9 protein-coding genes are annotated in these 12,104 nt (G+C 41.9%); 3 read left to right on the forward strand and 6 right to left on the reverse strand.

All coding sequences use genetic code 11. The features are described from left to right. Positions 1-169: 169 nt before the first annotated feature. From AB7E53_RS03920 to AB7E53_RS03940, 5 genes are all read right to left on the reverse strand, one after another. A complete protein-coding gene (locus AB7E53_RS03920; protein WP_179399098.1) occupies positions 170-1,732 on the reverse strand; it encodes a RagB/SusD family nutrient uptake outer membrane protein in 1,563 nt (520 codons plus the stop codon). Between the two features lie 14 nt (positions 1,733-1,746). Further along, on the reverse strand, positions 1,747-5,172 hold the full coding sequence (locus tag AB7E53_RS03925; RefSeq protein ID WP_446774285.1) for a SusC/RagA family TonB-linked outer membrane protein: 3,426 nt from the start codon (positions 5,170-5,172) through the stop codon (positions 1,747-1,749). A 369-nt stretch (positions 5,173-5,541) separates the two neighbouring features. Then, positions 5,542-6,525 (reverse strand): FecR family protein, encoded by a 984-nt coding sequence (locus tag AB7E53_RS03930; RefSeq protein WP_446774287.1) that lies wholly within the window; start codon positions 6,523-6,525, stop codon positions 5,542-5,544. Between the two features lie 85 nt (positions 6,526-6,610). Next, positions 6,611-7,207, reverse strand: coding sequence for an RNA polymerase sigma-70 factor (locus AB7E53_RS03935; RefSeq protein WP_079683643.1), 597 nt, complete (start codon positions 7,205-7,207; stop codon positions 6,611-6,613). Positions 7,208-7,256: 49 nt separating this feature from the next. Beyond that, positions 7,257-8,090 (reverse strand): phospholipase A, encoded by an 834-nt coding sequence (locus AB7E53_RS03940; RefSeq protein WP_446774289.1) that lies wholly within the window; start codon positions 8,088-8,090, stop codon positions 7,257-7,259. A gap of 113 nt (positions 8,091-8,203) precedes the next feature. On the opposite strand from AB7E53_RS03940, the gene AB7E53_RS03945 reads away from it, so the two are divergent. Beyond that, a complete protein-coding gene (locus AB7E53_RS03945; RefSeq protein ID WP_446774291.1) occupies positions 8,204-10,000 on the forward strand; it encodes a MutS-related protein in 1,797 nt (598 codons plus the stop codon). A gap of 1 nt (position 10,001) precedes the next feature. Here the strand turns inward: AB7E53_RS03945 and AB7E53_RS03950 are convergent, their stop codons facing one another. After that, positions 10,002-10,793, reverse strand: a complete 792-nt coding sequence (locus AB7E53_RS03950; RefSeq protein ID WP_179399093.1) for a M48 family metallopeptidase — start codon at positions 10,791-10,793, stop codon at positions 10,002-10,004. Positions 10,794-10,998: 205 nt separating this feature from the next. Between AB7E53_RS03950 and AB7E53_RS03955 the strand changes: the two genes are divergently transcribed. Together AB7E53_RS03955 and AB7E53_RS03960 are read left to right on the forward strand one after the other, a co-directional pair. Further along, positions 10,999-11,484: an arginine repressor gene (locus AB7E53_RS03955; protein ID WP_079683639.1), complete on the forward strand. Its 486-nt coding sequence runs from the start codon at positions 10,999-11,001 to the stop codon at positions 11,482-11,484. Between the two features lie 25 nt (positions 11,485-11,509). After that, positions 11,510-12,088: an N-acetyltransferase gene (locus AB7E53_RS03960; RefSeq protein ID WP_068182545.1), complete on the forward strand. Its 579-nt coding sequence runs from the start codon at positions 11,510-11,512 to the stop codon at positions 12,086-12,088. Positions 12,089-12,104: the final 16 nt, after the last annotated feature.

Here is a 12,104-nt window from a genome sequence, read left to right on the forward strand (position 1 = left end):
TGATATTACAACAGTTCCGGAAAAGACATGATACGATATATAGTTAAATACAAGTAAGAAACCGATACCACCTATCCGGAAGTGTTTTTTTAATAAAAAAAAGCAGGCCATTCTAAATAGTACATTTAAAACGACCTGCCTACATAGATTTGGGATCTAAGTATGTTTCTTAATAACCCTTATTTTGTACCAGGTTATTGCTTTTTGCTATCTCGTTGATTGGAATAGGCATTACATGATTTACAGACGGATTGAAAGTACGGGCAGCCCAGATTTCAATTTCTGTAACTTTATCAATCTGGATTTGTCCATTCTCATCCTTCTTAAGTGTAGTCTTATAACCGTGCAAAGGTTTGCTGTACGCAGCCTGTGCATCGCCCCAGCGAACCAGGTCAAGGTGACGGCCGGATAGTTCGCCTGCCAACTCGCAACGACGTTCGTGCTTCAGGTCGGCCTTGGTTGCATTGGTCTTAGGAGCCAATCCGGCACGTACACGTACACGGTTAAGCGGCTCGTCGCCATTCTTTCCCTGCCAGATAAGGGCTTCAGCTTTCCAAAGCAAGACTTCGGAGAAACGAATCAACGGAATGCTAAGATCGGTTGTCATATTATCGCCGTTGGGGTTGACTGTAGTACCAATTGCATCGGCCGGTCTGAACGGATCCATATATTTATTGAACTGCATTCCCGAAGCACTTTCGGTCGAATAGTAGGTTCTTTCGTTGCCCAGGAAGGTAAACTTGTCACCCGGAACCAACATAGTTACCGCACGGCGTTTGTCGCCTTCTTCAAATTCGCGGTACAATTCCAATGTAGGCATGAAATAGCCCCAGCCGTTGTATAGTCCCCATCCCTTATTTTCCAACATAACGCCCGGCAGTTTGGAACCGTCTTCGTTACTGCTTGTCCACGACCAGATATATTCCGGACTCCAGTTATTGGCCATTTTAAATACGTCGGCATAGTTTGGCAACAGATCGTGGTGAGGAATCACCTTATCACAGAAATCGATTGTTTTCTGATAATAGGTATTATCGTACTGGGCGTTATACAAACTTGCTTTAGCAGCATATGCCCAGGCAGCTGTTTTGTGTGGACGGCCATAATTATCTTCTCCCCAATCCTTAAATAAGGGTAGCAGTTCGGCAGCTTTCTCGAAATCGGCAATACAGAACTTGTAATTGTCGGAAACCGACTTCGGACGGGGCTGATCAATCTCTGCCCATGGCGTATTTTCGGTTACAATGGGAATACCACCGTTGGTTCCGTTATCTCCGTAGTAAGGAGCCAGCCATAAATAGGCCCATCCTCTTAAGAAATAAGCTTGTCCCAAGGTCTCATTCTTCACCTTTTCAGAAATATTCATGGAAGGAATGTTCTTGATCATGTCGTTGCACTTCTTGATCAGCTGATACATTACCGGCCAGTTTTCCTTTACGTCGCGTGTATTATCAAGTACAAAGTTCTTGATGTTGGCGGCACCGGACTGCGGTCTGCCTGTTACCATGTCATCACTTGCGTTTTCGTACCACATCATTCCACGACCGGTTATACCTTCTGAAGCAGTCCAGAAGTAAAGTCCGTTTGCTGCCGCGATGGCATCGGCTTCCACTTTCCAGAAGTTACTTACGGAAGGTTCTCCCTCCTGTTCGTGTGTCAAAAATTCGTCACAGCCCGTTAACGAGAGCGATAAAGCGGCTAATACGAAACCTTTATATATAAACTTTTTCATATTCACTTAATCAATTAAAAATTAACATTCAAACCAAAACTGAATACGCGTGCCACTGGATATTTACCTCCATCCAGACCCATACGGCCTACTTCGGGATCCATTCCATCGTAGCCTGTTACAGTAAACAGGTTTTCGCCTGTTGCGTATAAGCGGACTCCGGTTCCTGCACATCCGATTGAACTCATAAATGCCTTAGGCAAGGTGTAACCGATGGTAAGGTTCTTCAGTCGGAGGTAACTTCCGTCTTCCAGATAGAAATCGGAAGTAGTTGAATAATTCTTATTGGCATCGTTCATTGCCAAACGTGGAATGTTGGAAGATGAATTGTAGGTGAATGAATTCAACACATCGGCCGACATGTTAAAGCCCTGATCGGCGGGATAAGTCATGGTTTTAACACCGTTGAATATCTTGTTGCCACCTACACCCTGGAACAGGAATGACATATCGAATCCGTTCCAAGCCATAGAACCGTTCAGTGCAAATGTGTACTTAGGAGCATAGCTTCCTTTGTAAACCCGGTCTTTATCGTTTATAACGCCATCGCCGTTTGCATCGATAAACTTGATATCGCCTGCTTTGGCACTAGCCTGAATCTTGTTACCATCTTTGTTTACATAGGCGGCAGCTTCCTGATCAGTCTTAAACAGACCGTCTGTCTGAATTACATAAAAGGCATACCAAGGCTGACCAACGGCCGACTGCAGCGGAGTTAAGCTACGTACTTCGTCGCTGTGCGGCATATAATCGCGGTCGCCCAGATTCAGCACTTCATTCTTTAATGTTGTGAAGTTTGCACCCAATGAGTAGGTTACCTCACCAGCCTTATCAGACCAGTTGGCAGCAAATTCCCATCCTGAGTTACGTACCTTACCTACATTACCCAGAGGTGCAGATTGAATACCGGCAACCGAAGGCACGGTCATCTCTTCAATCAGGTCTTTGGTGTCTTTCTTGAAATAGTCTACCGTAAACGATAGTTTATCGTTAATAAGGTTCAAGTCGAAACCTAAGTCAAGCTGCTGAGAAGTTTCCCAAACAAGTCCCAGATTCTGGAATGTCTGCAAACTATATCCTTTAACCGGATTCTGTGCCTGATTTCCGAAGTAGGTGAACCAGGGAGATTCCGTTAGTTTTACGTTGTATGCATAACGGCCTACAGAGGCAATGTTACCGATCTGTCCCCAGCTGGCACGAAGTTTCAACAAACTGATGGCAGGTACCACGTCTTTAAAGAATGGCTCCGATGATAATTTCCATGCTCCGGAAACTGCAGGGAATATATCCGAACGTTCAAACAACTTGGAAGTTGCATCGTAACGTAAACTTCCGGTTAGGAAATAACGGTCGTCGAAAGAATAAGAGGCTCTACCGAAGCCGGATACTTTAGATTCTTCAGAAAAGCTGTCTTCCGGTTTGGTCTTTGACCAGTTGTTACCGTTTACAAAGTGCTGTGCCCAATCATCTTCGTACGAGAAATCGTATACGGTTGTTGAGTTGTAGCGAGAATTATCGTATCCCATGGTATATCCACCCATTAATGAGAACAGATGCTTTTCATTCAAGGCAAACGAATAGGTGGCAGTTGTTTCCCATAACCAGCTCTTATCAGCCCAATCTCTGATAACTTTACTGTTTTCGTTCAACGGTTTTCCTATTTCGGGAACCTTCATATTAAATTCTTCAAATTGTCTGTTATACGAACTTACCGTGAAATCCGATTTAATGGTAAGTCCGGCTATGGGCTTCATGATAAAGCTTGAAGTAGAAAAGATAGTCTGTTCCGGACGGTACTGACGTAAGCGATTCAATTTGGCAACCGGATTCTGCACCTCGCCGAAGGTACCGGCCACACCCAGGTCGCTTGCCCAGAGAGGAACTGTACCGCCATACATAGGCTGTCCGTTATCACCCATAACCAAGTTACCTTGCTGGTCGTATTCGTAAACAGTAGCAGATCTTGGCATAAACATAGCCTGTGCAATGATACCGGTATGAGAACTTGTATTCAAATCGCCCTGTCCGTTTGTATGATCGAAGTTAACGCGTTGCAAAAATGACAACCAGTTGTTGATCTTGAAATCAAGATTTACACGTGCTCCGATATTTTCTTTATAGGTATTAAGCAAAATACCCTGTTTTTTATCGTAGGATACAGAGGCAAAAGCTTTTAAATTATCGCTACCTCCGGTAATGGATGCTGCGTAATGCTGGATACCGGCGGTACGGAATATCTCGTCCAACCAATCGGTACGTGTTGTTTGTCCGTAAGGATACAAAGTAGGGTTCAATCCAGAAGGAACCGAGATTCCACTGGCATTGGCAGCATCTGTACGTACCTTTACATATTGTTCGGCAGTTAACACTTCCGGAAGTTTGGCAGCACTCTGAATACCATAATATACGTTGGCATCAACTTTTACTTTACCCGACTGTGCCTGTTTAGTGGTAACTACAATTACACCACCCGATCCTACGTGTGCACCGTAGATAGCGGCAGAAGCAGCATCCTTAAGTACAGAGATAGACTCAACATCTTCGGCATTGAAAGGAGCGCCCGGAACACCGTCTACAATATATAGTACATTGTCGCCCGTACGTGAACCCTGACCACGGATGGTGATAGAAGGACTTGACATCGGGTCGCCACCATTATTGGAAATGGTTACACCCGGCATCTGTCCCTGTAACATACCTTCCAGTCCTAACGGTCTGCTTTTGATATTGGCATCCATCTTAACAGATGAAACCGCCATTGAAAGGTCTTTCTTACGGGTGTCGCCGTAACCAACCACAACAACCTCTTCCAATTTCTGTGTATCTTCCTTCAGGACAACGTTTACCGAGCTTTTGCCGGCAACACTTACCTCCTGAGGCAGATAGCCAATGTAGCTGATTACCAGTACAGCATTGGAAGCAGCCTCCAGCTGGAAGTCGCCATCCATTCCGGTAATAACTCCGGTAGTGGTTCCTTTTACAACCACATTGGCTCCGATAACCGGTTCACCCGATGCGTCTTTAACCACACCGGTGACCTTTCTTGTACTTTGTTGATTTACAGAAGATCGTAGCTCTTTATTGTCTGATGCACGGTAAAGGACAACGATCTTGTCCTCGATCCGGTAAGATATACCTGTACCATTGAATACTTTATCGAGAACAGATTGAATATTCTCGTTCTTCACGTTTACAGATACATTATTTACATTGATAACATCCAGCGCAGTATCGTAGGAGAACGCAATCTCCATTTGCTCTTTCAACGAACTGACCACACTTTTCAAGGTAGCATTCTTCAGATAAAGCTCTACATCAAACTTTTGACTCAAAACACTGGAATTGGTCGGGGCAGCTTCGGCTCCGGCAACCATGCAGCAAAGCGAAATCCCTACACATGCGTGTTTGATAGAGAACAGCAGGTTTTTCTTTTTATTCATACCTCTTTACGATTTAGATTAACACTTTACAAAATTCAATTGTATTATTTCAGATTCGATAGATTCATATAATCTCGAAAATACCGGATAGAATTATGTATCGTGCTAGTTTTCCAATATTAAAACTACATTTTATCTTATTTTACAACAAAGACTAACAAACACATACTCTTTCCATTTTCACAGGTCTGTCATACCCGTAAACAGTCTTTGTGCAGTAAGCAATCTTCATTTAAATTGACATTGCAAATGTACGGACGACATGTTTCAGTAAGATGTTTCAAAAAAGACAGAACAGTGAAAATAGCATTTCAAAACCATTACAATCCAAATTCAGCCGCTGCCGAATAAATATAAACTCATATCTTGTTATCTTTTTATGATTTTACAATTCAGCCCGGTCACGTATTGCAGCATTCGCACCGACATTTCCGCACTATCCCCCTTGTCGTAGGTAAAGTTGTAACGATGGTCGCGAAGTGTTACACTATCAGTCTGAATCTTTATCTGGTAATTTTCTTCCAGGCTCTTCACCACCTCATGTATAGTTACATTGTTTAGTGTTACCAGGTTATAACGCCACGATGTATGTTCATTGACTGCCACATACGATACTTCAAGTTCTTTTGTATCGGGTTTGTACAAAGCCTGTTGCCCCGGATGCATTGTTACAAGTGCATCACCCTGGGCACTTTGAAGCTGAATGACTCCGCTTTCTAGTACGGCCGAAACCTGTACATCTTCTTTATACGAATGGACATTGAATGTGGTTCCAAGCACCTTTATATTAAATGAGGAGGTTTTAACGACAAAAGGATGCTTTTTATCTTTCGTTACATCAAAGAATGCCTCTCCATCCAGAATTACCTCACGTTGTTTAGTCGAAAATTTTTCCGGATATATCAGGGATGTATTTTTGTTTAACCACACCTTCGTTCCATCGGGCAGGTATAATACTTTTACAAGGTTGCTGCGATTTGTTACATAAAGCTGAGTAATATCAGATGTGCTGCCTTCGCGAAGGATCCATGTAAGGGGTAAAAGAATCAGAAGAATGACAGCAGCAACCATAAGCATCCACTTCCCGGAAATGGCAAATGATGATTTACTTACAGTTGGTTTTATCATGTGGGCAGCACGTCGGTCTATCTTTTCATTGAGCATGCGAAGCGAACTTTCCATACGGTCGCTCTCTGCAAGTTTATCCATAGTCTGTAGTCCGGACCAAACCGCTTTCATCTCGAAAAACAATCGTTTGTTTTCTTCCGATTCACGAAGCCATTCAAGCAGTTCACGTTGTTCACCAGGGGTTGCGTGTCCCGACAGATAGGTATGTATTAGTTGTTCATTCATGCATTAAGTAACTTCTTTTTTTACTTGTAACACTATAGATACAATCAAAGAGAAAAAACCACCTAGTTGAAATGAAAATATTTTTTCATTTTTGTAAAAAAAGAACAAAAAACAAAAGCACCGTCTTATAAGCTCCCAATTTAATTCTTAATTGTTTTAATGCTGAGTGAATGTGATTTTCGACGGTACTTACCGATATGCCAAGTTGTTGTGCAATCTCTTTATTCGATAATTCGCCCAGGTAACTTAATGAGAATACCTCCCTGCACTTGGGAGGCAATGCATCGATAGCAGCCTGAATCTCCTTATGCAGGTCTTTGGAATACAATTTCTGGATGGTTTCATTGGATTCCGGATCATAAAAAAGATATCCAAGCTCTTCGATCTGCTGTTGATATTCTGAAGAATACTTCCTGGCATATTTCTCTTTTTTCAGGTAATTAAGTGAAGTGTTGTATACCGAACGCAACAGGTACCCTTTTAATGAAGAGGAATCATTCAGATTATCCCGGTTAATCCATACATTTAAAAACACGTCTTGTACTACATCCTCGGCTCCGCCTTCATCCAGAAATAATTCTGCATAGGCTAACAAACCCGGGTAATGTATACGATAAAGTGTATTAAAAGCGGTACGGCTTCCAGACTTAATCTCGCATATTAAAGAGGTATAATCATCCATCAAGTTGCTTTTTCGTCAAACAAAGATAGCTCAAATTCCCAATCGTGTATTAATAAAAGCTAAAATCCTGTGGTTTTATAACAAAGCCTATACGTAACTTGCTTTGAAACTGTTTGTATTCCAGCAATCCTTCTCCGTATCCGTTGTAATATTGCAGGAATATGTACTGGTTGTCCCTCGGATTGAATTTGTATCCAACCTCAAGCGTCGTATTGAAATTAAAGTCCCAGCCTTTTCTTTTATTTAAAATTACTGCGGCGTTGAACTTCCGGTTGTCGGTCATAAAACTGGTGGCAAGCTGACCAATACCGTTGTACCTGAGAATATCCCGGTTATTGTCGCTGTCTATAATCGGAATACATGTTTTAAATTGCATCTCAACATTCTTATGCATAAGTACGGCAACTGCCAAAGTAACTTTATTCCAGCTACGTGAAGCAAGACTGTCTTTGCCGTTGGACTCGTGTTCAAGAATAAGGGAACCTTTCCCTATATATTTATTCTTGTATATAATGGGGCGCATCAGACCGATCCCCGGATTAAAGTTGAGGTCGCGCATGGGCATGGATTTCTGAAATACATTCCAGAATGCTTTTTGCGTGTACATTATAAACAGATAGGTATCAAAGGGCAAAACGGTTTTGGTTAACCGCTGACTGATACTTAACTGAAATTTTGCATCCGAATTCGATGAGGTTGGTCTTTCTCCAAGGGTGGTTCCTACGATGAGATAATTGTCTTTGTTTAAAGAAAAATAGGGGCGCTTATCCAGCTCCCGCCGAACACTGTCTGCGTTAAATTGTTCGTACTTATAAACAATAACCTGTGCAGAAACCAAACTGCTTGCCAATAAAGCAAGTGCCAATAATAAAACTTTCATCATACACACATTCCTCCCGTTTATTCAAACTCTCACTAATTACAGAGAATGTTCTTGTGTGTGCAAAAATACATAAAAACCGGCACACTTCTTAATTTTTCCATATCTTTGACCTCATGGAAGAGATTTATCAGTTTTATCAGGATTCGATTACGGCTTTTACAAAAAAGCTGGACAATTTGAAGAAAAAAATACATTTAATCGGCACAATCCGCTTGCTTATGGTCTGTGCCATCTGTGTGGGTCTTTGGTTTGTGAGAAATGAAAGCTGGACTATCATACTGTTGATGGTAAGTGGATTTTTTATTCCCTTCTTAGGCTTTATTCTTCTCCACAATAAATTATTTAAGCAAAAGCAATATACAGAAACTATACTTCAGTTGGACAAGGACGAGCTAAACGGACTTGATTACAATTTTTCCGCATTCGATGGCGCACCCGAACTTACAGATCCGACGCATCCCTTTGGTCTGGATCTTGATCTCTTTGGAGAAAGATCCCTGTTTCAGTCTATAAACCGGACTGTTACACATGGAGGGAAAAGTGTATTATCCGGATGGTTTCGGAATCCATCCACCCAAAAAGGAACAATCCTTAGAAGACAGGCCGCCGTACGTGAGCTTGCCGAGAATACACAGCTGAGACAACATTTTTTTGCCACCGGCTCGATGTACAAGGGTGACAAGAATGACGATAAGCTGCTGGAAGCTCTCACCGCCGAAGCTATTTTATTTGAAGAAAATATAGTTTGGAAAATTCTTGCATGGCTTTTCCCTATTGTATGGATTACCAGCATCACACTGTATTCATTCGATCTGATCGGTATACCATTTCTATCTACCCTGTTTACCATCAGCTTTATAGTTTCCTATAGTCAGACAAAGAAGATTAACAAGGTGCATCAATCCGTAAGTAAAATGAATAGTATACTGGATGTATATGGCAAACTCATGCTATGCATTGAAAGATACCCGTTTCAATGCGAAGCACTTATGGATCTAGGCAAGAATCTTTCCAATCCGCAATCGCAAGCATCCATGGCAATAAAAAGGCTTTCGAAACACACCGGAAATCTTGATCAGCGATATAACCTACTGGCTGGATTCATTTTGAATATATTACTTCTCTGGGACATCCGTCAGGCTTGCAATATTGAACGATGGAGAAAACAGCACAAAGAAGACATCCGCAAGTGGTTTGATACCTTATACGAATTCGATGCATACAGTTCACTGGGGGGATTTGCGTTTAACCACCCCGGCTACATCTATCCTGAAATAGCCGACGAATACTTCCGTATGGAAGGAAAAGATTTGGGACATCCCCTGCTTCACCGTGATTTATGTGTGAAAAATGATATCTCCATAAAGAAAAGACCCTGGTTCCTGATCATCACCGGAGCAAATATGGCAGGGAAGAGTACTTACTTACGTACAGTTGGTGTTAATTATCTACTAGCTCTGACGGGGGCGCCTGTTTGTGCATCGGAATTATCGGTCTATCCGGCGCAACTCATTACCAGCCTGCGTACAGCCGACTCGCTTGTTAATCACGAATCGTATTTTTTTGCCGAACTTAAAAGGCTGAAAATGATTATCGACCGACTGGCTGAAGGGAAGGAACTTTTCATAATATTGGATGAAATTCTGAAAGGGACTAACTCGGTCGACAAACAGAAGGGTTCTCTGGCACTGATGAAACAACTGATTTCGTATAAAGCATGTGGTATTATTGCCACACACGACCTGGTTCTGGGTACTCTTGAGGATGAGTTTCCCGACCAACTGAAGAACTACCGCTTTGAAGCTGATATAAAAGAAAATGAGCTATCCTTCTCGTATGAACTCAGAGAAGGAATAGCTCAGAATATGAACGCCTGTTTCCTGATGAAACAGATGGGAATTACGGTCTAAATCACTTCACCATTGCTTTTATTTGAGGCAAATGGCGGTTGATCTCGGCAATACGATTGGCATCACTGGGGTGAGTACTCATAAATTCAGGAGCACCGCTACCTCCGTTGGCCGACATCTTTTGCCAGAATGTTACTGCCACATCCGGTTTATATCCGGCCATCGCCATAAATACAAGCCCCATATAATCGGCTTCATATTCATGCTTTCTTGAATAAGGCAAGGTTACTCCGTATTCGGCACCTAAGCCATAAACAGTAGAAGCAACCGTCTGAACCGCAGCCGACTTTCCGCTTAATACTTGTCCGAGTATGGAAGAACCGTACTGTGCAACCAACTGCTGACTCATACGTTCGTTGGCATGTTTAGCCACTGCATGAGCAACTTCGTGACCAATAACCACTGCAAGCTCATCGTCTGTGGTAGTTAACGGCAGCAAACCTTCATATACCACGATCTTACCACCGGGCATACAGAATGCGTTTACCTGCTTGTCATTTACTAATTTAAATTCCCACGCATAATTTGCCAGATCGGCAGACAATCCGTTAGCTTTAAGATAAGCCTCGGTAGCAGCTGCAATTTTCTGTCCGACACGTAATACCTTTGCCGATTGCGTTGCATTTGTAGAGAGTTTGGCTGTTTTTAAATAATCATTATACTGAGTCAGACTGGCAGCAACAACTTCCTGGTCTGAAACGAGTAATACCTGTTGCCGGCCGGTTAGAGGAACACTTCCACATGAACTCAGAAACAACAGTCCCGTAATAAATAATCCTACTAATTTTTTCATTTTATGGATTTTATGTTCAACATGCAAAAATACAACATAATTTAATAAAGAAACACTCATAACAGGTCAAAATACTATCACCATACAGACAGAAAACGATCTTTGATTTATTTAATGTTTTTAAGCATAAAATATTTCATTTGTTTGTATATTTATTCAGATTAACTCGTATATTTGCAGCAGTTTTTGAATAAATATACAATATATGAAGACAAAGCAACATCGAATGGAGGCAATATGCAGGATTATTGAATCAGAATCGATCCATAATCAGGAAGAGCTGCAAAAACGGTTGGAGAGTCTGGGGTTTACATTAACTCAAGCGACTCTCTCAAGAGACATTAAGCAACTTCAGATTGCAAAAATACACGATGGTGCTGACAACTATGTATATACGCTTCCTGACCAGACACGGATTCCGGGTAATAAAGATATACGGAATAGGGGGACTGAAGCTGTAACCGGATACCGGAACATTGAATTCTCCGGAAATCTGGCGGTATTAAAAACAAGACCGGGATATGCAATGGGAATCGCATCAGATATAGATGCAAAGGCTCCCCGCGAAATTTTGGGAACAATTGCCGGTGATGATACGATTCTGCTTATTCCACGAGAGGGTATAAGCCGCGAAGGTGTACTTCAGGCATTGGCACAATTTATCCCGGAAATAGCAAACACACTTGTTTAAGTAAATTATGAACGCAAAATAAAAAATGGAAAATAAAGTTGAAATCGATGTAATGGTGGCCGATGCCTCTCATGAGGTATACGTTGATACCATTTTGGACACCATTGAAGCTGCTGCCAAAGTACGTGGAACAGGAATTGCCAAGCGTACCCACGAGTATGTTGCTCAGAAGATGAAGGAGGGAAAAGCCATCATTGCTTTGGCCGGAACTGAATTTGCAGGATTTTGCTATATTGAATCCTGGGGAAACAAAGAATATGTGGCAAACTCAGGATTGATTGTCGTGGAAAAATTTCGAGGTCACGGTTTAGCAAAACGTATTAAAAATGCAGCATTTACTTTATCTCGTTTACGTTGGCCCAAAGCCAAATTGTTCGGTCTTACATCGGGAGCTGCAGTAATGAAAATAAATACTGAATTGGGATATGTACCGGTTACTTTTTCAGAACTCACCAATGACGAGGCCTTCTGGAAAGGATGTGAAGGATGTATCAACCATGATGTACTAACACGTACTGAAAGACGTTATTGTATATGCACGGCTATGCTTTACGATCCGAACAGCCCCAAAAACAAAAAAAACGAAGAGAAAGATAATAAATAAAGGATACAAAAAATAT

Origin of the sequence: Macellibacteroides sp., from assembly GCF_050251695.1 — a bacterium.
In the GTDB taxonomy this organism is placed as follows: domain Bacteria; phylum Bacteroidota; class Bacteroidia; order Bacteroidales; family Tannerellaceae; genus Macellibacteroides; species Macellibacteroides fermentans.

Excerpts from the sequence above, each read along its gene's own strand:
- AB7E53_RS03920 (WP_179399098.1), bottom strand. The coding sequence starts at position 1,732 with ATGAAAAAGTTTATATATAAAGGTTTCGTATTAGCCGCTTTATCGCTC.
- AB7E53_RS03925 (WP_446774285.1), bottom strand. The coding sequence starts at position 5,172 with ATGAATAAAAAGAAAAACCTGCTGTTCTCTATCAAACACGCATGTGTA.
- AB7E53_RS03930 (WP_446774287.1), bottom strand. The coding sequence starts at position 6,525 with ATGAATGAACAACTAATACATACCTATCTGTCGGGACACGCAACCCCT.
- AB7E53_RS03935 (WP_079683643.1), bottom strand. The coding sequence starts at position 7,207 with ATGGATGATTATACCTCTTTAATATGCGAGATTAAGTCTGGAAGCCGT.
- AB7E53_RS03940 (WP_446774289.1), bottom strand. The coding sequence starts at position 8,090 with ATGATGAAAGTTTTATTATTGGCACTTGCTTTATTGGCAAGCAGTTTG.
- AB7E53_RS03945 (WP_446774291.1), top strand. The coding sequence starts at position 8,204 with ATGGAAGAGATTTATCAGTTTTATCAGGATTCGATTACGGCTTTTACA.
- AB7E53_RS03950 (WP_179399093.1), bottom strand. The coding sequence starts at position 10,793 with ATGAAAAAATTAGTAGGATTATTTATTACGGGACTGTTGTTTCTGAGT.
- AB7E53_RS03955 (WP_079683639.1), top strand. The coding sequence starts at position 10,999 with ATGAAGACAAAGCAACATCGAATGGAGGCAATATGCAGGATTATTGAA.
- AB7E53_RS03960 (WP_068182545.1), top strand. The coding sequence starts at position 11,510 with ATGGAAAATAAAGTTGAAATCGATGTAATGGTGGCCGATGCCTCTCAT.